Below are 23,083 nucleotides of genomic sequence, written 5' to 3'. Positions count from 1 at the left end.
ATCGGCGTTGTTGTTTTTGTGGTGCCGCAGAATCTCGGCAATCTGATCATGCGAATTCTTCATGTCCTTGACCACTCCATTCCGCTGCACAGCGGATACACCTTCCGCACAGCGGCCTTGTTGCGCGAGCAACGCGCGCGCGGCTGGGAAACCTTTCACCTGACCTCACCCAAGCACGGCGCCGAGAAGCAGCTGGAAGAGAACGTTGACGGACTGCACTTCTTTCGCACGCCGGCCCAGCCACCCCGAGTGAAGCTTCCCCTGCTGGGTGAACTCCAGCTCATGAACGCGCTGGCGCACCGGTTGCAGGCTGTCGTCGACCAGGTGCGCCCCGACATCATTCATGCCCACTCACCGGTGCTCAATGCCCTGCCTGCGCTCAAGGTGGGCCGGCGCAACGGCATCCCCGTGGTGTATGAGATCCGCGCCTTCTGGGAAGACGCCGCGGTTGACCATGGCAGCACCCGAGAAGGCAGCCTTCGTTACCGCGCCACACGGGCGCTGGAAACCCGGGCCATTCGCCAGGCGGGCCACGTCTTCACCATCTGCGAGGGATTGCGCAGAGACATCGTCGCCCGGGGCGTGCCGTCGGCCAAGGTCACGGTCATTCCCAACGCGGTCGATGTCGACGGTTTCCAGATGGCCCAGGCGCCCGAGCCTGCGCTGCAGGCACGCTGGGGGCTGCAAGGTCGCACGGTGGTGGGATTCATTGGATCGTTCTATGCCTACGAGGGGCTCGATCTGCTGGTGTCGGCCTTGCCGCTGCTGCTGAAATCCAGGCCTGACATCTTTTTGCTGCTGGTGGGGGGCGGACCGCAAGACGCAGCCCTCAAGGCGCAGGTTCAGGCCCTGGGTCTGGGCGATCACGTGGCGTTCACCGGCCGGGTGCCGCACGCCGAGGTCAACCGGTATTACGACCTGATCGACGTGCTCGCCTACCCACGCCACTCCATGCGCCTGACCGAACTCGTCACGCCGCTCAAGCCGCTGGAAGCCATGGCCCAAGGCCACCTGTTCGTGGCCTCCGACGTTGGCGGTCACAGGGAACTCATCCGCCACGGTGAAACTGGCTGGCTGTTCAAGGCCGACAACGTCGGTGAGCTCTCTGACGCCATCCTGGACATGCTCCAGAATCGCGCCCGGTGGCCTGAGCTGCGCGCCAATGGCCGGCAGTTTGTGGAATCCGTGCGCAACTGGCGCAACAGCGTGGCCAACTACGAAGCGCCGTACAAAGCGCTGCTCTCCAAGGGAACCCAATGAAAGTCATGGTTGTATTCGGCACCCGCCCCGAAGCCATCAAGATGGCGCCGCTGGTCAAAGGCTTGCAGGGCAGGGCTGGTGACATCGAAACGGTGGTCTGTGTCACGGCCCAGCACCGTGAAATGCTGGATCAGGTCCTCAAACTGTTCGAGATCGTGCCCGAGCACGACTTGAACATCATGAAGCCCGGCCAGGACCTCTTCGACATCACCAGCAACATCCTGCTCGGCCTCAAAGGCGTTCTGGAGCAGGAAAAGCCCGACCTCGTGCTCGTGCACGGTGACACCACCACCACGCTGGCCACCAGCCTTGCGGCCTACTACGCCCGCGTGCCGGTGGGTCACGTTGAAGCTGGCTTGCGCACCGGCAACAAACACTCCCCCTTCCCGGAGGAGATGAACCGCAAGCTCACCGGGGCCATTGCCGACATCCATTTCGCGCCCACCGCGGCGTCTCGCGACAACCTCCTGCGCGAAGGTATTTCCGCTGATGCCATCCACGTCACCGGCAACACCGTGATCGATGCGCTGCTGGCCGTGGTCGACAAGCTGCGCAATGACGCAGCGCTGAAAGCCGAACTGGCGCAGCGCTTCGCTTACCTGAACCCGCAGCGCCGCCTCATCCTGGTGACCGGACACCGGCGCGAGAACTTCGGAGAAGGGTTTCAGCACATTTGCGAAGCCCTGGCCGACATCGCGGCCGAGCACGACGACGTGGAGATCCTTTACCCCGTGCACCTGAACCCCAACGTGCGCCAGCCGGTGAAAGACATCCTGGCCGCGCGCGGACTGGCCAACGTCCATCTCATCGAGCCGGTGGACTACCTGCCGTTTCTCTACCTCATGGACCGCTCCTGCATCATCGTCACCGACTCCGGCGGCATCCAGGAAGAAGCGCCCTCGCTGGGCAAGCCCGTGCTGGTGATGCGAGACACCACCGAGCGGCCCGAAGCGGTGGAGGCTGGCACGGTGAAACTGGTCGGCACCTCGCGCGAGAAGATCGTGACCGAGGCGCGTCGCCTGCTGGTGGATGCGGACGCCTACGCCAGCATGGCCCGCGCGCACAATCCGTATGGCGACGGCAAGGCTGTCGAAAGAATCATTGAGCACATTCGAAACTTGAGAGGGAACTGAGATGGCAAGAGAACTGCAAAAGATCGTCGTCATGGGCCTGGGCTACATCGGCCTGCCCACCGCCTCCATGCTGGCCACCAAGGGGCACCAGGTGCTGGGTGTGGACGTCAATGCCAAGGCGGTGGACACCATCAACTCGGGGCGCATCCACATCGTCGAACCCGACCTCGACATCCTCGTGCGCTCGGCCGTCAACAGCGGCAACCTGCGCGCCTCGCTGACGCCGGAGGAGGGCGACACCTTCATCCTGGCCGTGCCCACGCCTTTCAAGGAGGAAGACGGCAACCCCAAGGCACCCGACCTGAGCTATGTGGAGGCCGCCACGCGCGCCATCGTGCCCTACCTGCGCGAAGACAACCTGGTGATCCTGGAATCCACGTCGCCCGTGGGCACCACCGAGGTGATCGAAAAGATCATTGCCACGGAGCGGCCCGAGCTGGCGGGCAAGATCCACACGGCCCATTGTCCCGAGCGCGTGCTGCCGGGCCACATCCTGCGTGAACTGGTGGACAACGACCGCATCATCGGGGGCAACACCAAGGCGGCCGTTGCCAAGGCCAAGACGCTCTACAAGACCTTCTGCAACGGTGCGATCCTGGAGACCGACAGCCGCACGGCCGAGCTCTCCAAGCTGGTGGAAAACTCGTTCCGCGACGTCAACATCGCCTTTGCCAACGAGCTCTCGGTGATCTGTGATCGCCTGGGCATCAACGTCTGGGAAACCATTGCGCTGGCCAACCGCCACCCGCGCGTCAACATCCTGCAGCCCGGCCCTGGCGTGGGCGGTCACTGCATTGCGGTGGACCCCTGGTTCATCGTTTCCAGCGCACCCAAAGAGGCGCGCCTGATCCGCACCGCGCGCGAGGTCAACGATGCCAAGCCGCAATGGGTGATTGAGAAAGTGCGCGCCAAGGCACAGCGCTTCAAGGAGCCTGTGATCGGTGCGCTGGGCCTGACCTTCAAAGCCAACATCGACGACATGCGCGAGTCCCCCTCCATGGACATCGTCGAGCAGCTGCTGCATTCGGGTATCGGCAAGGTGATGGCTTGCGACCCGAACGTGGCCAAGGACAAGGTGCCGTTTCCGCTGTACGACCTGAAAGATGTGCTCAAGGAGGCCGACATCCTGCTCCTGCTGGTGGACCACGCCGAGTTCACCGAGATCGATCCCCAGATCATCAAGGACAAGATCGTGATCGACACCAAAGGTGTGTTGCGGTGAGGGTGCTCAACACCGATGCCGCCAGGGAGGCGCGATGATCGAATCGGTGCTGTTTGCCCTTGACCTGGTGGTGGTGACCTATTGCTGCTGGACCGCGATGCGCGCCAGCAAGAAGCCGCAGGTCACAGCCGCCGATCTCGGCTTCTTTGCCTTCAAAGAGAAAAAGGAAGAAGTCAACAAATGAGAGATTTGTTGATGTTGGGGGTGTTGCTGGCCTTGCTGCCCATGGCACTGAGGAGCAGCTTCGTTGCGTTCCTCGTCTGGGTTTACGCCACGGTCCTGTCGCCCCATCTGTACCTGTACGGTTTCATGCAGGACTTTCGTTTCGTGTTTGTGTTCGCCGCCATCGCCCTGGTGGGTTTGTGGCTGGAAAAAGGCCACAACCGGGGGGGGTTCCTCGCCGAACCGTCCTCGGTATTGCTGATCCTTTTCGTGCTTCACGGGGTCATGTCCGCGATTTTTTCCATGCAGCCCAATCCTGCGGTGTGGGTGCGTTTGGACATCTTTGCCAAAGGCATGGTGCTGGCCATGGTGGCGCCCCTGTTCCTCACTTCGCGCTGGCGGATTCACGTCATGTTGATCGTGCTGGCCGCCGGGCTGGGCTTTCACGGCGTTCTGGACGGACTGAAGATGATTTCGTCAGCGGGCTCGCACAACGTCACCGGCATCCCCACGTCTTCGCTGTCCGACAATAACCTGTATGCCTTGGGCATGGTGATGCTGCTGCCCTTGCTGCTGTATCTGGCGAGGTACAGCGCCAACCAGTTGGCCAAATGGGCCGCGCTCATCGCCTTCGGGCTGTGCGTGATGACCGTGCTGGGCTCCAACTCCCGCGGGGGGTTTCTCGCGCTGGCCATCCTGGGCGTCTGGTACTGGCTGACCAGTCCCCGCAAACTGCTGTCCACCGTGGTGCTCGCTATCGTTGCCTTTGGCGTGGTCCAGCTCGCGCCAGAGCGCTGGTTCGAGCGCATCGACACCATCAAGAACGCGGCAGAAGACGAATCCTTTCTCGGGCGGGTGGCGGCCTGGAAGGTGAGCCTGAACATCGCCAATGACAACCCCATCTTCGGGGGCGGTTTCCATGCGGTGGAGCGTCAATGGATCTGGGACCAGTACCGGACCATCCCGAACCTGATCAACATCGATATTCCGGAGATGACCGCCAAGGCCGCCCACAGCAACTACTTCCAGGTGCTCGGCGATCTGGGCTACATCGGGCTGATCCTGTTCCTCTCGGTCATGGCGTCCGCATTCGTCATGCGCTGGCGGATCAAGGCCAATGCGGCCAAGTCCCGAGGCGACTTCGCCTGGGCGGTCGATCTCGCCACCGCCATCAACCTGTCGCTGGTGGCGTTCATGGCTGGAGGCGCGGGTGTGAGCCTGGCCTATTTCGAGCTGGTCTATCTGTTCATCATGACGCTGCTCGCCATCAACCGGTTGATCCTGTCGGAGACCGTGCGCTTGAAAGCGGTGGTGCCTCAGCGTGGGAGGGCCGCGTCGCATGTTTAGGGCTTTTTCCAGCGGCAAGCTGACCACGCTCGTATTTCACAAGATCCCGCAGGTCCGCCATCCGCTGAGCCCTGCGGAGCTGGATCTCGCGGCCTTCACCGCCGTGCTGCGCACGACGCTGCGCAGGTTCCGCATCTTGCCGCTGGACGAGGCCTTGGTCGCTCTGCGCGCGGGCAATCTGCCCGCCAACGCCGCCTGCATCACCTTCGACGACGGTTACCCCGACTGGCTCGGCGGTGTGGTGCCCGTGCTGGAGCAGTTGGGCGTGCATGCCACCTTCTTCGTCACGTCTGGGCAGTATTCGGGTCTGCCCATGTGGAACGAACGCATCCTGCATGCCGTGGCGGCAGCGCCACCCGGCACGCCGACGCTGCAGTGGCCCGGCGTGGATCTGTCGCCCTTGAGGTTTGGCGACGCGACCGAGCGGCAGAGCACCATTCGGCGTCTGGACGACTTCCTGAAATACCAGGAGCCGATGGAAAAAGAACGGCTGCTCACCGCGCTCGAACAGCACACCGGTTTCGAGCGCTCGAGGGTTCCGGTGATGGATGTGGCCGACCTTCGAGCCCTGCATTCGCGGGGGTTCGGCATCGGCGGGCATTCCGTGACACACCCCATTCTGAGCCGGTGCACGGCCGAGAAGGCCTTTGAAGAGATTGCGGGCGCCCGCGAGCAGATCGAATCCATCATTCGCGGCAAGGTCACGGCCTTTGCCTACCCCAACGGCGCTCCCGGCAAAGACTTCGGCCCGGAGCACATCGAGATGGTGCGGCGGGCAGGCTACCGGTATGCGCTCACCACCTTGCGTGGCGTGGCATCGGCCGACACCTCGCTGCTGCAGGTCCCCCGCTTCACCCCCTGGGGACCCACCACCGCGCACATGAACCTGCAGTTCATGCGCAACCTGTCGCAGCGCATGCCCATGCTGGCTGAAACCACGACAGAGCAGAAGCGGGCGCTCATGGTCGCGTTTCACTTCCCGCCGCAGGCCGGCAGCAGCGGCATTTTGCGCACGCTGAACTTCGTGAAGTACCTGCCCCAGCAAGGCTGGTCCACCTCGGTGCTCGCGGCCACGCCCTGCGCGTTCGAGGAACAGCGCAACGACCTCGTTTCCTCCATTCCCTCGCAGACCAGTGTGGTGCGGGCCACAGCGCTCGATGCCGCCCGCCACCTGTCCATCAAGGGCAAGTACCCACGGCTGATCGCGCTGCCCGATCGTTGGTCGTCGTGGTGGCTTCCCGCCGTGTGGGTGGGCATGAAGGAGATCCGGCGCCAGCCGCCCAAGCTCATCTGGAGCACCTACCCGATCTCCACCGCGCACCTCATTGGCGCGAGCCTGTCCAGCCTCAGTGGCTTGCCGTGGGTGGCCGATTTCCGCGACCCCATGGTCAACAGTGAGTACCCGGTGGACCGCATGCAGCGCCGGGTCTGGCAGTGGCTGGAGGCCCGTGTGCTGCGCACCGCGTCGGCCTGCGTGTTCACCACCGCCAGCGCCGCCGAGGCCTATGGCCGCCGTTACCCCGAGCACGCGGCCAAATGCCACGTGATCGAAAACGGGTACGACGAAGAAGCCTTTGCCCAGGTGGTGCCCTCGCGCGAAGGCGTGGAGGAGGGCAAGCTGCTGCTGTTGCACAGCGGGTTGATCTACCCCAAAGACAGAGATCCGTCGACCTTCTTTGCGGCGGTGCGCATGCTCATCGACGAGGGGCACCTCGACCCCCGGCGCTTGTGCATCCGCTTCCGCGCCCCTCACCATGGGGACGAGGTGATGGCTTGCGCGCAACGGTACGACCTGACGGCGTGCGTCGAGGTGGGCGCGCCCATTCCCTACCACCGGGCGATCGCCGAGATGATGGGCGCCGACATGCTGCTGGTGTTTCAGGGCAGCAACTTCAACACGCAGATTCCCGCCAAGATCTACGAATACCTGCGCTCGGAGCGGCCCATCCTGGCGGTGGTCGACCCGGCGGGCGGCACGGCCGCCCAGCTGCGCCGCTTCCACGCAGTTCACATCGCCGACATTCATGCCGAGGACGCCATCCGTGTGTCCTTGCTGGCTGCCCTGGGTGTTTGCGCCAGCCCGGAGCAACAACTCGCCCTGGCGAGCAACCGCAACCTCGTGCTGAGCTATTCCCGCAGTTCGCAGGCGGGCAGCCTGGGCCGGCTGTTTGACCGCATCGCCGAGACCTCAACGTGAACCGACATGCCAGCGGCCATGGCTTGACCCCTGTGCATCCGGAAATGCTGGCGCATTGGTCGGATGCCGAAGGCTGCTGGTGCACGCACGACCACGGTGTCTACCGGTTCACCTACGCCACCCAGGCCCTGCGCAAAGTCTTTCGCCTACCGCCCAAGACCGACAGCGTGCAAGGCCGCCTGAAAGACGCGCTCGCGCGGAGCTGGCTCAAGCGCACCTTCTGGCCCGGACCCGGCATACAGGACCTGGTGGAATTGCCCAGCCGCGATGTGCTGGTGTTCTACGACCGGATCTATTGGTATTCGGCGGCCCGCCACGAGTCGTGCGCGCAAGTGCTGCCCGACCCCTTGACCCCCCCGATAGCGACCCCGCTGCGTGGCGGCGTGGCGGTGCATCCAAAAAGCCAGTGCGCCTACTTTGGTGAGTACCTCAACGGGCACAACCGCGACATCCGGGTGTGTCGGGTCGATGTTCAAGCGCAGACAGTACAAGCCTGCTGGACGTTCGCGCGCAGCGAAATCAAGCATGTGCATGCCATCCACTACGACCGCTTTCGCAACCGCCTCTGGATCTGCACCGGCGACCTGAACCACGAGTCGTCCTTCTATTACACCGACGACGAATTCGCCACCGTGCACCGCTTTGCCGGCGGCGACCAGAGCTGGCGCGCCATTGCCGTGTTGTTTGACGAGAGCGGCATGGAGTGGGGCATGGACGCCGGCAAAGACGCGCCGGCCGAAGCCATCAACCGCATCTACCGCTACGACTTCGCCACTGGCCAACGCACCGAGTGCGCCACCATCGGCAACCCCGCCTACGCCGCTTGTGAATTCACCGACGGCACGGCCATGCTTCAAACCACCTACGAGCCTGGAAGGCTGCAAGACACCCCCGAAGAAGCAGGGCTCTGGTTTCGCGGACCAGACCGCCAGTGGCGCCAATGCCTCGCATTGCCCCACGCACCCCACCCACGCCCAGGCGTCAGCCCATACGCATCCATTTCCCTGCCCAAGGGCACCAGCCCAGCGGGAGCGCTGCTGTGCACGCCCGTGAACTGCCAGACCGGGCACTACACCCTGATGGAATTTCGCTGGCCTTCACTTCAGAAGCTTGCCTGATGGGGCCGTATCAGATGTTCCTATTGGCTTTTCGTAGCGAGACCCATGGGTTTCTGAGATGGCGAGGTTGAATTGATCACTTCAGCCAGTTTTCGTAATGACATAAATGGCCTGCGAGCTTGGGCCGTCGTTGCGGTCCTGCTCTACCACTTTGCCGTACCAGGATTTCAGGGCGGCTTTGTTGGGGTTGATGTATTTTTTGTCATCTCAGGCTTCTTGATGACTGGAATCGTGGTTTCAGGACTTGAGCAAGAATCAGGATTTGATTTATGGGCCTTTTACCGAGCTAGAGCCCGACGCATCATTCCTGCGCTATCGGTGTTGTGTGCTGTGCTATTGGTGCTGGGTTGGTTTTTTCTCATACCACAGGAATATGAGTTATTGGGCGCGCACACTGTCTCAAGTCTGATGTTCTTGTCCAACGTGATGTTCTGGAATGAGGCAGGATATTTCGATGCAGCCTCCCATGAAAAATGGCTGCTTCACACTTGGTCTTTGGCGGTGGAGTGGCAGTTCTATTTTTTTCTCCCATTGATTCTTATGATGATTTGGAGAATTCAATCTAATCGTGCTAATGTATTTTGGATTGTCGTTGCATTTTTGATCGCATCCTTGGCGATGTCTGTGGCACTGACACCATTGAAGCCGATCGCAGCATTCTATCTGCTTCCGACAAGAGCTTGGGAAATGTTGGCTGGCGGGGCTGTTTATCTCGCCAGTAATAGGTTGGTGATTGACAATGTAAGGCGGAGATTGCTTGAGTATGTCGGGTTTTTCGCAATTGGATTATCAGTTGTTTATTTCGATTCAGGTAGCGAATGGCCTGGTTGGAGAGCTTTGATTCCAGTTCTAGGCGCGATGCTGGTACTGCTATCTGCTCAGGCAAATTCGGTGCTGTCATCAGGTGCATTGATTCAATGGATCGGCTTTCGATCCTACTCGATCTATCTTTGGCATTGGCCAGTCGTCGTAGTATTGTATTTTTTGGAGCTCCAAGACAATTGGGTGATGGTTTCAGTTGGGATGCTTTTCGCATTCATCCTTGGGCACTATTCATTCATTTGCATTGAAAAGAAATCGCAAAGTTTCTTTTCGAATTCTAAGAGTAAATTTCGTTTCGAAGGTTTTATGGTATTTACAGCGGTTATTGCTACTGCTGGTGCGCTGGTCAGTATCTTGAATGGAGTGTCCGGTAGACTGTCTGTAGAAATTGAAATTGCTGCCAAAGAGGCAAATAACACAAAACCTCGTCGGGATACTTGTTTTGTAAAACAAGGTGAAAGTTCACCCTCATGTATCTACGGGCAGGGCGATAAGTTACGAGCCATTTTGATTGGGGATAGCCATGCAGACTCCCTAACTACTGCACTGGCTGCGGCTGTGCCTAGCGGCGATGGCGGAGTCTTGGACTGGAGTTACGTTAGTTGCCCAACGATAATCGGCGTCAAAAATCTTTCTCCAAAATTTAAATCGAATGAAAACTGCAACGGTTTTTTGAATTGGACAGTTTCCAAGTTGGAGCAAATTTCCCAGGATATTCCTTTGGTTATTGTAAATCGAAGTGCGGTATATGCACTTGGGCATAATGAACCTTGGGAAAATGACCTTGGGGTGCCCATGGTCTATTTTACCAAAGCTTTCCATAAAGTCTCGCCCGAATTTTTAACGGAGTACGCCCGTCAATTAACAGATACTGCTTGTCAATTTGCCAAGAGTAGACGTGTGTTTTTAGTGCGACCTATTCCCGAAATGGGTGTGCACGTTCCCAAGGCTGTAGTCCGTGCGATCGCTTGGGGGAAAGATGCAGAAATCTCTATTCCACTCGATCAATATCATCAGCGTCAAGCGTTCATTTGGGCAGCACAAGATGAGGCACGGGATCGCTGTGGTGTGAGTATTCTCGATCCATTGCCATATTTGTGTCATGAAGGCCGCTGTCATGGCGCCAAAGATGGACGACCTTTGTATTTTGATGATGACCATTTAAGCGAGTGGGGCAACAAATTTCTTGTGCCAATGTTTGCTGAGGTTTTCAAATCGGAATGAACTATTTAATGATTCTTAATTGTGTTGCTCATGAATTTATCAACCTGGGGTTTTTGTACCCTATCAAACGCTGAAGCTCATGACCGCACCCCACGCCACCGGAAAGCAAATTGCCAAGGGCGCTGCCTGGCTCATGGGCTTCAAGCTGCTGGACAAAAGCATCGGCCTGATCAGCACCCTGGTGCTCGTGCGCGTGCTCACGCCGTCGGACTTCGGCCTGGTGGCCATGGCCATGGCCGTGGTGTCTCTGCTGGAGCTGATGGGTGCCTTCGGCTTTGACTCCGCGCTCATTCAGCGGCAAGACACCGAGCGCAGCCATTTCGATACGGCGTGGACCTTCAATGTGATCTTTGGCGTGGCCATTGCGATCTTGCTGCTGGTGATGGCGGTGCCGGCGGCGGCGTTCTACCGCGAGCCGCGCCTGGAGCTGATGCTGCCCGCACTGGCCATCGGGGCCGTGGTGGGCGGGTTTGAAAACATCGGCACCGTGGCCTTTCGCAAGGAGCTGAACTTCCGCATGGAGTTCAAGTACCTGCTGATCAAGCGCGTGGCCGTGTTCATCGTGGTGGTCACCCTGGCGTTCACGTTGCGCAGCTTCTGGGCGCTGATTTTTGCCACCATCGCAGGCAAGCTCATGGCAGTGGCCATCAGTTATCTACTGCACCCCTACCGCCCGCGGTTTTCGCTGGCCGCAAGGGCCGATCTGTTTCATTTTTCAAAGTGGTTGTTCATCTCGAACCTGATCCAGTTCCTGCACAGTCGCTCCACCGATTTCATTCTGGGGCGCACGGTGGGCAGTTACGGCCTGGGTATTTACAACCTCGCGGCTGAGATCTCTGCGATGCCCTCGACTGAGCTCATCGCACCCCTCAACCGCGCTGTTTATCCCGCCTATGCTCAGTTGGCCAGGGTGCGCGAGAAGTTGCTGGCGCGATTCCTCGAGGTGTACGGCCTCATCAGTCTGTTGTCATTTCCTGTGGCCGTGGGCCTGTTCTGTCTGTCGGATTTGGTCGTGAACTTGCTGTTGGGGGCACAGTGGGTGGAAGCTGTTCCCATCCTTCAAATTCTGGGATTGTGTGGTCTGGTGGGTGCGTTGCAGGGCAACATGTACGTGGTGATGTCTGCGATGGGAAAGCCCAAGGCCAACACGCTTCTGTCAGCCAGCTTGTTGGCTGTTTCGCTTCCCGCGGTGGTACTTGCCAGTCTGCACTATGGCGCTCTGGGGGCTGCCTACGCACACTTCGTATCTGCCCTGCTGGGTTTTGCCGGGATCGTGTATGTGTTCACACGGGTGACTGGTGCTCATAAGCGTCAGTTGGCTGCAGCCATGTGGCGACCTATGGTGGCATCTGCGTTCATGGCGGCCATTCTTTTGGGCATAGGCCGCCTGGCGGCTCCAATCGGGTGGGAAGTTCCCCTGGCGCTGCATCTTCTCGGTTTGGTGGCTGTAGGAGCCGTTGCATATGCGGTGATCGTTGCGGCCCTGTGGTGGATTGCTGGTCGCCCGGAAAGCGCCGAGAAAGTGTTGCTGAATTTCCTCGGCAACAAGCTCTTGGCCAGGCGCCCTGCACATTGAACGGAACTTGAATATGGCCGAATTTTTCAAACACTCACATGCCCTGGTGGAGAGCGACACCATTGGCGATGGCACTCGAGTCTGGGCCTTCGCGCACATCCTGCCGGGTGCACGCATCGGCTCAGGGTGCAACATTTGCGATGGGGTGTACATCGAAGGCAACGTGGTGGTGGGCAACGATGTAACCATCAAATGCGGTGTTCAGTTGTGGGACGGGCTTCGCGTGGAAGACGGCGCTTTCATCGGGCCCAACGCCACCTTCACCAACGACAGCTTTCCGCGCAGCAAAAATCATGCGTTTCATCTCCAGCACACTCTGGTGAAGGCGGGCGCATCCATCGGCGCAAACGCTACCATCCTCCCGGGTCTTACCATCGGAGCACGGGCGATGGTGGGTGCCGGCGCGGTGGTGACACGGGATGTCCCAGACGGCGCCATCGTGATGGGAAATCCGGCTCGAATCACGGGCCATGTGGATGACGAAAATCCAGCTTGACCTGCTCCCATTCTTCCTGAAAGAAAGCTATGTCAATTGACTTGTGCAAGGTGATGGATCTGCCCATCCACAAAGACCCTCGCGGCAACCTGACTGCGATTGAAGGAGGGACGCACATTCCCTTCGATATCCAGCGGGTCTATTACCTCTACGACGTGCCCGGTGGCTCGGAGCGGGGCGGGCACGCCCACAAGGGCCTGCACCAGCTGATCATCGCCATGTCGGGCAGCTTTGACGTGGTGCTCGACGACGGCAAAGACAAGAGGCGCGTGCATCTGAACCGCTCTTATCAGGGTCTGTACGTCTGCCCCATGATCTGGCGCACCATCGACAACTTCTCCTCGGGTTCGGTGCTGATGGTGCTGGCCTCCAACAAATACTCCGAAGACGACTATTTCCGCGAGTACAGCGATTTCATGCGCGCGAGGTGGCAAGCATGAGCGTTCCGTTTCTCGATCTCAGCGCCATGCACAACAGCATGCGCCCAGGCCTGGACGCCGCATATCAACGGGTGGTGGACTCCAGCAGCTTCATCCTCGGCAAAGAGGTGGAACTGTTCGAAACCGAGTTCGCCGCTTACTGCGAAACGCGCCACGCCGTTGGTGTGGCCAACGGTCTCGATGCCTTGTTCCTCGTTCTCAAGGCCATGGACATCGGCGCGGGTGATGAAGTGATCGTGCCCTCCAACACCTACATTGCCACCTGGCTTGCGGTGTCGTATGCCGGCGCCACACCCGTGCCGGTGGAGCCTGATCCACACACCTTCAACCTCGACGCTTCCCGCATCGAAGCTGCATTGACTCCCCGCACGCGGGCCATCATGCCGGTGCATCTGTATGGTCAGCCCGCCGACATGGATGGCATCAACGCCCTGGCTGCAAAGCATGGTCTGAAAGTGCTTGAAGACGCGGCTCAGGCACATGGAGCGCGGTACAAGGGGCGGTTGGTGGGTGGGCTTGGTGACGCCGCTGGCTTCAGTTTCTACCCCGGCAAGAACCTGGGCGCACTTGGCGATGGTGGTGCCATCACCACCAACGACGACGCGCTGGCCGCACGACTTCGGGTGCTGCGCAACTATGGGTCCGAGCGCAAGTACCACAACCAGTACAAGGGCTTCAACAGCCGGCTCGACGAGCTGCAGGCGGCGTTTCTCCGTGAAAAGCTTCGACTGCTGGATGGCTGGAACGTGCAACGTCGAGCCATCGCTGATCGCTACCGCGAGGCTCTGGAGGGGTGCGGCGTCGCTGTCCCCCAAGTGCCTGAATGGGCAGAGCCGGTGTGGCACCTGTTTGTGGTGCGCTCGGCGCAACGGGATGCGCTCGCGCAGGCGTTGGCAAACCGTGGCATTGGCACCGTGATTCATTACCCGGTGGCGCCCCACCGACAACCTGCTTACTCAGAACTGAAGCTCGGCGTTGGCAGTCTGCCTGTGGCGGAGGCCATCCACGACGAAGTTCTGAGTTTGCCCATCTGGCCCCAAATGTCGGATGCCCAGGTAGAGCAGGTGATTTCGGCTTGTCGCGATGCCGCGGCCTCGCTTTGATTCAGTTGCGGCACCTGCTCGCCTGTTGCCGTGATTGACTCAAGCACGTTGATGCATGCAGAAATCGATGCAGCGCGCGCGCCGGCAGTGACCGTCATCGCGCTGTGCTTCAACCACGCTCGATTCCTCAAGGAGTGCCTGGACAGCATCGCAGCGCAGACCTTTCAGGACTTTCAGCTCATCGTCATGGATGACTGCTCGCAGGACGGATCGGCCCAGTTGATTGAAGCCTGGTTGGCGCGTCATCGACCGGGGGCGCTGTTCATTCGACACAGCCGCAACATGGGGCTGTGCAAAACACTCAATGAGGCCTTGGTCCAGGCACGGGGTGAGTTCATCAGCATGATTGCCACGGATGACGCCTGGGAGCCCGACAAGATCGAACGCCAGCTGGCAGCCGTCAGCCCTATGTCGACAGCGGTGGCGGTGGTGTATTCGGATGCCTCGCGGATGGACGAGGAAGGCAAGCGCCTGGAGAAGGATTTCATTGAATCTCACACCCCTCAATGCACACGTCCCTCCGGACACATTTTTGCAGAGCTAGCCAACCGCAACTTCATTCCCGCGATGTCCACCTTGATTCGCCGTCAGGCTCTGGTGGAGGTGGGGATGTACGACGAGCAGCTGGCCTACGAGGACTACGACATGTGGCTGCGCCTGGCTGCTCGTTTTGAGTTCGTCTACTGCCATGGTGTCGTGGCGCGCTATCGCATCGTTTCCACCTCGTTGGTGCGTACGATATTTGCCAATCCCTCACCGCACTACCTGCACACGGTCTGTCTCATTTGTTTGAAGTGGTTACCCGGTGAGCGTCTGACCCGACGTCAGCGAACCGATTGGGCCCACAGGCTGTGGGAGGCTGCTTATGGTCTGTATGTGGCGAACGATCGCCGCGCGGCCTCGTGCCTGTGGCGGGCCGCCTGGTATGGACGCAAGCCGTATGCAGCGCTCCTCGCCTTGACGCTGTCCATGGGCATCTCGCGCAACATGGTCCGCCGGCTCACCGGGCGCGCATCGTGAGTAAACCTTGGGTGAACTGGAATGACTGACCGCATCAAGGTGGGCTTCGTTTTGCTGTCGAACACGCAGAACGCTATCCCCAGCACCCGCATCGTCGTGCTGAACATGCTGCCTTACCTGAAGGCCGCAGGCTTCGATGCGCAGATCGTGTTTGAACCCGCCACCAGCACCAAGACGCCCGATGTGTCCGGGCTGGCCGAGAAGATCAAGGCGCAGAACTTCCAGATCGTTGTGCTGCAGAAGGTGTTTGGCGACAGCGTGCTGGAGCTCGCCCGCGAACTGCGCCAGGCCGGCATCAAGACTGTGTTCGCGATCTGCGATTTCGTGAACCCGGCCATGTGCGAGGCCACCGACGCCACCATCGTGGTCACCGACCACCTCAGGAGCCTGTATCCCAAGGAGCAGCAGGGCCGGATCTGGGTGGTGCACGACGGTGTGGAGAAGCCGCAGTTTCACAAGACCGATTGGGGCACCCACTCGGGCTCCAGCGCCAGGCCGCTGAACGCGGTGCTCGTCACGTCGGCGGGGCTGGATCGCCTTCCGCTGCTGGGCAGCCCGCCCGACTGGCTCAAGGTCACGATCGTGGGCCGGTATTCCCCGGCCGGGTCGCGCTGGCGCCGCTGGCAAGAGAACAAGTGGCAGATGGACAGCAAGAACGGCGCAAGCGAGCGTTGGCGCTACCTCAAGTTTCTGGCGAGCCGGCGCATCGTCTGCGAGGCCTGGGGCGCTGACTCGGTGTACGACGCCATGCAGCGCGCCGACATCGGCATCATCCCGATCGAGGTGGACCCGGTGCGCGACCCCACGGGGGAGTGGAGCGTCAAGTCTGAAAACCGCCTGACCTTGAAAATGGCCATGGGCCTGCCGGTGGTGGCCACGCCCATCCCCTCTTACGAGCCTGTGATCGAACAGGGCGTGAACGGCTTCCTGGCGCGCAGCAACGGCGAGTGGTTGCATTACCTGGCCGCCTTGCGAGACCCGGCCTTGCGCCAGAGCGTGGGCCAGCAGGCTCGGCAGACAGCGCTGAGCCGCTATTCCATGGACCGCCAGGCCGACAAGCTGATCGCGGTGTTGCGCGACGTGGCGGGCGCTGCGCCGCACACGGCCACCAGCACAGAACAGGCGAGGGCGTGATGCCGAACTCAGACACGCGGTACACCGCCGTGGCCATCGTGGTGGGCGGTGGCCTCAATGCCCTGGGGGTGGTGCGCAGTCTCGGGCAGGCCGGGGTGCCTGTGCGGGTGCTGGACACCGACGCCCACTCTCCGGCCATGCGATCGCGTTGGGGCAGGGCGCAGATGGTGAGCGCCCTCGAAGGGCCGGCGTTCATGGCCGAACTCCAACGCGTGGTGGCCGGGCTGGGGTCGCGCGTGGTGCTGTTCCTGACCGAAGAGAAGACCGTCAACACCGTCTCGGAACACCGTGCGGAGCTGCCTGCGTCGCTGCTGATCCGCCTGCCCGAGCACCAGCGGCTGATGCAGCTGATGCACAAGCAGGGCTTCCAGGAGCTGGCCGAAGCCCTGGCTGCGCCGGTGCCGCGCACGGTGCGACTGGAGAGTTCGCAAGATCTGCACAAGGCGCGTTCGCTGAACTACCCCTGTGTGCTCAAGCCGAGCGGGAAGAGCTACGAATACGGTGCGCGCTTCAAGAAGGCCTACAAGGTGGCGTCGGCCGACGAGGTGGACGCGCTGTACCGCGAGATCGAGCCGGTGCTGGCCGACATGGTGGTGCAGGAATGGATCGAAGGCGGTGACGGCGACATCTATTTCTGTCTGCAGTACATCGGGGCCAACGGGCAGGTGGTGAGCTCGTTTCCCGGGCGCAAGATCCGCTCGTGGCCACCGCGCATTGGCGGCACCGCCAGCTGTACCGCTGCGTGGGAACATGCGCAGGAACTCCGTGACACCACCTCGGCTTTCTTCAAGCAGGTCGGGTTCACCGGCATCGGCAGCATGGAATACAAGCGCGATGCACGCGACGGGCGCTTTTGCATGGTGGAGCCCACCGTGGCGCGTACCGACTTTCAGGAAGAAGTGGCCACGCTCAATGGCTGCAACCTGCCCCTGGCGGCCTACTGCCACGAACTCGGGTTGCCGGTGCCCGAAGCCCATCTGGTGGACCCGCCCCGCGTCTGGCGCGACACGCAGATCGATCGCTGGTCTCAGGAAGAAAGCGGCGATCCGCCCGATCTCGCATCCCGCTCGCACGAGGTGTTTGACGCCTACCGCCGCTGGAACGATCCACGGCCCTGGCTGGACCACCTGCGCTCGCGTTTGCTGCAGCGCCTGCGGCGCTGAGCGCGTGTGTCTGTGTTTGCACCACCCGTGAAGCGCCAGCCCCTTGCCTTTGCAGACTGGTCGGGCGCCGAATACGCCGCCATGGCCAGCTGCCTGCTGCGTGGGCGCGTGCACCAGGGGCCGAACACGACCTTGCTGGCCCAGCGGCTGGCTCAGCTGTATGCGCCATCGGGCGTGCACTTGACCAACTATGGCCACCACGCCATCGAGATCGCGCTGGGCCTGTTCAAACGGCAGCGCCCCGAACGCACCGAAGTCATCGTGCCGGCCTACATCTGCCCGAGCGTGGTTTCGGCCGTGAGCGCCTGCGGCCTGCGGGTGCGCAGCGTGGACGTGCAGGACGACCTGAACATGGGCCCTGCCGATGTGCAGGCGGCGTTGGGGCCCGACACCTTGGCGGTGATAGCCCCGCACATGTACGGCTGTCCGGCGCGCATCGGCGAGATCGAGGCGCTGTGCGACGCGGCGCAGGTGTTCCTGATCGACGACGCTGCCCAGGTGGTCGGCGTTCGGCAAGACGGGCGGCTGCTCGGCACCTTTGGCGACATGGGCGTGATCAGTTTTGCCCAGTCCAAGACCATCGTCACCGGCATCCGGGGTTCGGGCGGCGTGCTGCTCGTCAACCGGCCTGCGTGGACTGCAGAGGCCAGCCGCGTTTGTACCGAGCTGCCCCCGGCCAGCGGCCGCCTGGGTGCACTGGCCGACTTCCTGTGGAACCATGTCGGTCACGTTCACACCGGGCATTCGGGCTATTACCTGGGCCGGGTGATGTCGGCGCTGGGCGCGGTGCCGTCCACCCCCAGCGCCGCCACGCAGATCAGCCACCTGGAGGCCGGCATCGCGCTGGCCCAGCTGGACCGACTCGACGCGCTGCTGGGTGAGAAGGTGCGCATTGCACAGGCTTACCACCAGGCCCTGCAGAGACATCCCCGCCTGCGGTTTCCGCAATTCGCGCCAGGGCGCTTTCTGGCGCGGGTCATGCTGCTCCTGCCCGAGGGGGCCGACATGGCAACCTTTCGCCGCGAGGTGTTGGCGCGCGGCGTGGAAACGCGTCTGGGCTATGCGGCCCAGGTGGGCGCTGGTGAGCACGCGCCGCAAGCCGAGTCATTCGCCCGGCGTTTGGTGGGTGTGCCTTGCCGGGCTGGCATGGGCCAGGCCGATGTGGACGCCATTTGTGCAGTGCTGGACACGGCGCTCCAGGGCGTTTGACACGGGCAACTTCTCCAAACTTCTGCCTACTTCCAATTTCACCCTCAACATGTCCAACACCCCCGACGCGACGCGATTGAACCCACCCGACCAAGGCCCGGCCGTCCGGGACCTGGCTGCCAACGAGCGCTTCCGCCAGAAAGTGGTGGATCTGCTCGGCGGCGACCCGGATTCGATCTGGCATGGGGGTTATGTGGACCATGTCTGGGAGAAGTGCCGGCAACCGCTGGTGCAATACCTCGGGCAGAGCCGGGCGAAGCGTGTGCTCGAATTCGGCTGCAACCTGGGTGCCACGTCGGTCGTGTTGGCTCACCTGGGCGCGAAGGTGGATGCGATCGACATCGACACCCGGTACATCGAGATCGCGGTGGAGAACGCGGCGCGGCACGGTTTCACGGACGAGATCCGGTTTGGCTGCCACGCCGACAGCACGGCCCTGCCGTGGCCCGATGGCACGTTCGATTTCATTGCCTGCAACAGTGTGCTGGAGTACGTGCCTTTCGCCATTCTTCCAGCGGTGCTGTCGGAACTCGACCGCATCCTGGCGCCGGGGGGCATCGTGTTCGTGGCGGGTACGTCGAATCGCTTGTCCCCGATCGAGATCCACTCGCGCCGCTGGTTCATCAACTACATGCCCAGGAGCTTCGGGCCGGCCGCCTCCGACGTTGAGCGGGGCCTGTTTCCCTGGGATGTACTCGGTGGATTTCCGGGCTACACGCAGCTGGATGTCGAAGATCGGTCGAGCACCTATTTCGATTGGAAGAGGGCAGCCGGCATGTCGGCATCCAGGCGAGCCGTGCTGCATGCGGTGGATGCGGTGAGCCGCCCGCTGGGCCTGCCGGTGGCCTTGCTGTTGCCGAGCTTTTCCACGGCCTTGCGCAAGCCCGCCTGACCTTGGAGCGGGCCAGGTGCCCAAGGGTGCATTCCTTCACGCGGAGGTCATTACGTCTTGTTGCATTGCTAAACTGTCGTCACATACTGCGAAAGTACGACAGAACAGGCGGCAACGATGCTCGATGTGTTTTTTACCGTGGACGTGGAGATCTGGTGCCAGGGCTGGAGCGATCTCGATCGCCAGTTCCCCGCAGCCTTCAAACGTTACGTTTACGGCTCCACGCCCCAGGGTGACTTTGGTTTGCCCTACAAGATGGACGTGCTGAACCGGCACGGCCTCAAGGGTGTGTTTTTCATCGAGCCTTTGTTTGCACTGCGCTTTGGCCAGGCTGCGTTGGACGAAATCGTGGGCCTGGTGCGCGAACGTGGTCACGAAGTGCAACTGCACCTGCACACCGAGTGGGCTGACGAGGCGGCCGAGCTGGTGCTGCCCGGGGTGACCGAGAAGCGCCAGCACCTGCGTTATTTTTCAAGGCAGGAGCAGGCGACCTTGATCGCCAAAGGCCTGGAGCTCATGAAGCGCGCCGGCGTGCACGACATCAACGCTTTCCGGGCCGGCAGTTTCGCCTTCAACCGCGACACCTTGCTGGCTTTGGGGGATGTCGGCATTCCTTTCGACAGCAGCTACAACGCGTCCATGTTCGGACCCGACAGTGGTGTGATGCCCGGTGAGCGAATGGTCGAGCCGTTCGAGCTGGACCGGGTGCACGAATACCCCATGACCGTGTACCGGGACGGCACTTCGCAGATGCGGCACGCACAGCTCACGGCTTGCTCGTTCCGCGAGATGGAGGGGCTGCTGTGGCAGGCGCTGGAGCAGCGTCGCCAGTCTTTCGTCATCCTCTCCCACGGCTTTGAACTGCTCAACCGCGCCAAGGACCGGCCGGACACGGTGGTGGTGGAGCGGTTCCACAAGTTGTGTGCCTTTCTGGACAAGCACCGCGACAGCTTCAACGTGCGCGGCTTCCAGGGTTTGAAGCCAGCACCGGTGTCCAGGCAGCCTGCACCGCTGCACTCGCCGTTGCACCGCACGGGCCGGCGCCTGGTGGCACAGGTGTACCGCAAGCGCTTCGGCTGAGCCTTCAGCTGGTCGTGTGCGCTGGCGTGGCGCCGAATTCCCGCGTGTAGATGTCCAGCAGCGACTGCGCCATGGCGTCGACGCTGTAATGCGCCCGGTACTTGGCGTGGCCTGCGTGGCCCATGGCTTCGCGCTGTGCGGGAGACCCTGCCAGTTGGTCCATGGCGGCGGCCAAAGGCGCTGCCTGACCGGGTGAGACCAAAAAGCCTTCGACGCCTTCATCAATGACTTCGGGGATGGCTCCCACCGTGGTGGCCACCACGGGCAGGCGCGCCGCCATGGCTTCGAGCAGCGACATCGGCAAGCCTTCCGCGAGCGAGGGCAGCACGAACGCATCGGCCCGGACCAGCGCGCGGTCTTTGGCCTCGCCCACCACGGAGCCCAGCAGCGTGACGCGATGCGCGAGTTGGCGGCGTTCGATCTCCTGGCGCAACCACTCGGTGAAGCCGGGTTCGGCTTCGCTGCCGGCCAGTTGCACGCACCAGTCGGCCTGTGCCAGGCTCATGGCCTCCAGCAGCACGGGCACCCCCTTGAGGCGGCTCAGATTGCCAAGAAAGAGGAAGGTGGGGCGATCGTTGGCCACGCGCTGTGCTGGGCAGTTCGGCTCGTGCACGCCGTTTTGCAACACGGCAAAGTGGGTGCCCGGCAGCCGTTGGCCCAGCCGGTTGCGCCAGTCCTCAGAGAGCACGATCACCACATCGGCTGTTCGCGCGATGCGCCGGGCGATGCGCAGCAGGATGGGATGGAGTCCGTCGAGAAAGGTGTCGAAGAGGCCGCCGTGCACGTGCAAGACCACCCGGCAGCCCCGGCGACGGGCCAGCAAGGCGAGCAGGCCATCCAGAAAGAAGGTGAAGCCGCTGCAGGTGTGGATGTGCGCAATGGTGCCGCCCTGGTTGGCCAGCAGGGCGGTCCAGTGGCGCATCAGGCGCAGGCGTGCCTGGATGCCTTGCAGCAGCGTGCGGTCGGCAGCGGTCTTCTTGCCGGTGTCAAACAGCGTGAGTCGGGTCTGGCTGGCCAGGCGGGAAGTGCCCAAGGCATCCAGCACCGAGGCCATGCCGCCGATGGCGGGTGGCAGCGGACCGCTCATGACCACGCGATGGAGGCGCTCGGTGTGGCGCATGCCGGGTGGCGAATGGGTCATGGGCTCACCGCCCGTGCCACAGCTCGGGTGCTGAAGCGGCTGAGGAACAGCGTCCGGTACCTTTGTGTGACGACGCCCATGTCATGGCGCTGGCGGGCCTCGTCCAGCGCATGGCTGGCCTGCTCCTTGTCGGATGTGTCGCTCAGGTGTTTGAGCAGTTGCGTGCTCAGGGCCTGCACATCGCCCGAGGGCACAAGATCCCCGCAGCGGCCATGCTCCAGCAGTTCGGCATTGCCACCGACATCGGTGACCACGATGGGCAGGCCTGTGGCCATGGCCTCTTGCAGGGTGCACGAGGTGCCTTCAGACAGCGAAGGGAGAACAAAGCAGTCCAGCGAGCGCAGGATGGCGGCCACATCGCTGCGCACGCCCGGCAGCCAGACCCGGTCTTCCAGGCCAGCGGAGCGAATGCGTTCGCCGATCTCGCCTTGCAGGGGCCCGTCGCCCACCATCGCCAGGCGCATGCGCTCGGTGCCTGCAACGCCGGAGCGCGCGAGGCTGATGAAGGCATCCACCAGCATCAGGGGGTTCTTGATGTGCACCTGCCGGCCCACGGTGCCGATGACCCAGTGGCGTTCGCGCTCGAAGGGGAACCCGGGTGGCAGCGGGTCTTTGGCAGTGGCCGGCCTGAACACGTGTGTGTCCACGCCATTGGGGATCAGGTGAACATGAGCGGGAGGCACGCCCAGCTTGCGCTGCAGGTAGGTTTGCAGTGGTGCAGACACGGCAATGAACTCGTGCACGAAGGGTTTGTAGATCTTGCGCAAGGTGAGGTAGCGGGAACCCTTGGTGTTGATCTCACCCATGTCCATGCCGTGTTCGGCGTGCACGCGCAGGGGCGCGCCCGCCAGCGCCGCCATGGGCATGAACTCCAGGGCCGCCAGGTTGCAGGTGTGCACCACGTCGGGTTTGAGGCGGCGCAGCAGGCGGAAGGTCTTGGGGTACAGGGCAAACGGCTGCCCCGGGGGTTTGTCGAGGCAGATCACGTCCACGTCCTTGCGCTCGATGCGCTGGACGAATGTGGGGTCTGCGTCGGTGATGGCCACCACGGTGTGCCTGAACTCGCCGTGGGGCAGGTGGTTGATGAGCTGGACAACGACGTTCTCGAGCCCGCCGGTGGTGAAGCGGTAGATGAGGTGGACGATGTGGCAAGGACGATTGGGCATCACGTGGAGCGGGCAGTTCCCGGGGTGTTGGTGGAGTCGGGCTCGCGAAGAGACGCCGGTCCCGGGGCGATTGTCACGTATCGCGGCGGCGAGTCCGGCATGGGTCTTTGCGTGCGGTCCAACGACTATCATCTTTGAATGATCCCAACCGCAGGCATCCCACTTGACGACCTTCGCG

The 23,083-nt window shown here is 62.0% G+C and carries 20 protein-coding genes; 18 read left to right on the top strand and 2 right to left on the bottom strand.

The genetic code is table 11. The annotated features are described in order from the left end of the window. The first annotated feature begins 48 nt into the window (after window positions 1–48). From F9Z44_RS11955 to F9Z44_RS11870, 18 genes are all read left to right on the top strand, one after another. Window positions 49–1,260 (top strand): TIGR04063 family PEP-CTERM/XrtA system glycosyltransferase, encoded by a 1,212-nt coding sequence (locus tag F9Z44_RS11955; RefSeq protein WP_159606418.1) that lies wholly within the window; start codon window positions 49–51, stop codon window positions 1,258–1,260. Further along, window positions 1,257–2,393: a non-hydrolyzing UDP-N-acetylglucosamine 2-epimerase gene (wecB, locus tag F9Z44_RS11950; RefSeq protein WP_201449953.1), complete on the top strand. Its 1,137-nt coding sequence runs from the start codon at window positions 1,257–1,259 to the stop codon at window positions 2,391–2,393. Before F9Z44_RS11955 ends, wecB begins: the two co-directional genes overlap by 4 nt. Window position 2,394: 1 nt before the next feature. Further along, on the top strand, window positions 2,395–3,615 hold the full coding sequence (gene wecC, locus F9Z44_RS11945; protein ID WP_159606416.1) for a UDP-N-acetyl-D-mannosamine dehydrogenase: 1,221 nt from the start codon (window positions 2,395–2,397) through the stop codon (window positions 3,613–3,615). A gap of 34 nt (window positions 3,616–3,649) precedes the next feature. Next, window positions 3,650–3,799, top strand: a complete 150-nt coding sequence (locus F9Z44_RS11940) for a hypothetical protein (protein ID WP_159606414.1) — start codon at window positions 3,650–3,652, stop codon at window positions 3,797–3,799. After that, a complete protein-coding gene (locus tag F9Z44_RS11935) occupies window positions 3,796–5,124 on the top strand; it encodes a putative O-glycosylation ligase, exosortase A system-associated (RefSeq protein ID WP_159606412.1) in 1,329 nt (442 codons plus the stop codon). Before F9Z44_RS11940 ends, F9Z44_RS11935 begins: the two co-directional genes overlap by 4 nt. Then, complete coding sequence (locus F9Z44_RS11930; RefSeq protein ID WP_159606410.1) at window positions 5,117–7,321, top strand: polysaccharide deacetylase family protein; 2,205 nt, start codon at window positions 5,117–5,119, stop codon at window positions 7,319–7,321. The genes F9Z44_RS11935 and F9Z44_RS11930 overlap by 8 nt, the downstream gene beginning before the upstream one ends. After that, complete coding sequence (locus F9Z44_RS11925) at window positions 7,318–8,439, top strand: hypothetical protein (RefSeq protein WP_159606408.1); 1,122 nt, start codon at window positions 7,318–7,320, stop codon at window positions 8,437–8,439. The genes F9Z44_RS11930 and F9Z44_RS11925 overlap by 4 nt, the downstream gene beginning before the upstream one ends. Before the next feature lie 72 nt (window positions 8,440–8,511). Further along, a complete protein-coding gene (locus tag F9Z44_RS11920) occupies window positions 8,512–10,485 on the top strand; it encodes an acyltransferase family protein (protein ID WP_159606406.1) in 1,974 nt (657 codons plus the stop codon). Between the two features lie 79 nt (window positions 10,486–10,564). Continuing rightward, window positions 10,565–12,061 carry a lipopolysaccharide biosynthesis protein gene (locus tag F9Z44_RS11915; RefSeq protein ID WP_159606404.1) on the top strand — a complete coding sequence of 499 codons (1,497 nt, stop codon included), beginning with the start codon at window positions 10,565–10,567 and terminating at the stop codon, window positions 12,059–12,061. A gap of 13 nt (window positions 12,062–12,074) precedes the next feature. After that, window positions 12,075–12,557: an acyltransferase gene (locus tag F9Z44_RS23140; protein ID WP_159606402.1), complete on the top strand. Its 483-nt coding sequence runs from the start codon at window positions 12,075–12,077 to the stop codon at window positions 12,555–12,557. Between the two features lie 29 nt (window positions 12,558–12,586). After that, window positions 12,587–12,997, top strand: a complete 411-nt coding sequence (locus F9Z44_RS11905; RefSeq protein ID WP_159606400.1) for a sugar 3,4-ketoisomerase — start codon at window positions 12,587–12,589, stop codon at window positions 12,995–12,997. Then, window positions 12,994–14,100, top strand: coding sequence for a DegT/DnrJ/EryC1/StrS family aminotransferase (locus F9Z44_RS11900; RefSeq protein WP_159606398.1), 1,107 nt, complete (start codon window positions 12,994–12,996; stop codon window positions 14,098–14,100). Before F9Z44_RS11905 ends, F9Z44_RS11900 begins: the two co-directional genes overlap by 4 nt. Window positions 14,101–14,151: 51 nt before the next feature. Further along, window positions 14,152–15,120: a glycosyltransferase gene (locus F9Z44_RS11895; RefSeq protein ID WP_159606396.1), complete on the top strand. Its 969-nt coding sequence runs from the start codon at window positions 14,152–14,154 to the stop codon at window positions 15,118–15,120. A gap of 21 nt (window positions 15,121–15,141) precedes the next feature. Then, window positions 15,142–16,254, top strand: a complete 1,113-nt coding sequence (locus F9Z44_RS11890) for a glycosyltransferase family protein (protein WP_159606394.1) — start codon at window positions 15,142–15,144, stop codon at window positions 16,252–16,254. Beyond that, entirely contained in the window at window positions 16,254–17,417 is a 1,164-nt protein-coding gene (locus F9Z44_RS11885) for a carboxylate--amine ligase (RefSeq protein ID WP_159606392.1), read from the top strand. Before F9Z44_RS11890 ends, F9Z44_RS11885 begins: the two co-directional genes overlap by 1 nt. Window positions 17,418–17,444: 27 nt before the next feature. Continuing rightward, complete coding sequence (locus F9Z44_RS11880; RefSeq protein ID WP_159606390.1) at window positions 17,445–18,626, top strand: DegT/DnrJ/EryC1/StrS family aminotransferase; 1,182 nt, start codon at window positions 17,445–17,447, stop codon at window positions 18,624–18,626. A gap of 49 nt (window positions 18,627–18,675) precedes the next feature. Continuing rightward, on the top strand, window positions 18,676–19,518 hold the full coding sequence (locus F9Z44_RS11875) for a class I SAM-dependent methyltransferase (protein WP_159606388.1): 843 nt from the start codon (window positions 18,676–18,678) through the stop codon (window positions 19,516–19,518). Window positions 19,519–19,635: 117 nt separating this feature from the next. After that, window positions 19,636–20,598 (top strand): polysaccharide deacetylase family protein, encoded by a 963-nt coding sequence (locus F9Z44_RS11870; RefSeq protein WP_159606386.1) that lies wholly within the window; start codon window positions 19,636–19,638, stop codon window positions 20,596–20,598. A 4-nt stretch (window positions 20,599–20,602) separates the two neighbouring features. On the opposite strand, the gene F9Z44_RS11865 is transcribed toward F9Z44_RS11870, so the two are convergent. Together F9Z44_RS11865 and F9Z44_RS11860 are read right to left on the bottom strand one after the other, a co-directional pair. Then, window positions 20,603–21,739 carry a glycosyltransferase family 4 protein gene (locus tag F9Z44_RS11865; RefSeq protein ID WP_159606384.1) on the bottom strand — a complete coding sequence of 379 codons (1,137 nt, stop codon included), beginning with the start codon at window positions 21,737–21,739 and terminating at the stop codon, window positions 20,603–20,605. After that, the gene (locus tag F9Z44_RS11860; protein WP_159606382.1) at window positions 21,736–22,905 is read right to left on the bottom strand and encodes a TIGR03088 family PEP-CTERM/XrtA system glycosyltransferase; all 1,170 of its coding nucleotides are present in this window, start codon (window positions 22,903–22,905) and stop codon (window positions 21,736–21,738) included. The genes F9Z44_RS11865 and F9Z44_RS11860 overlap by 4 nt, the downstream gene beginning before the upstream one ends. Window positions 22,906–23,083: the final 178 nt, after the last annotated feature.

It is taken from the genome of Hydrogenophaga sp. PBL-H3, assembly GCF_010104355.1.
GTDB lineage: Bacteria > Pseudomonadota > Gammaproteobacteria > Burkholderiales > Burkholderiaceae_C > Hydrogenophaga.
Note: the sequence above shows the minus strand (reverse complement) of the source record. Positions and strands in the feature narration are given on the sequence as shown.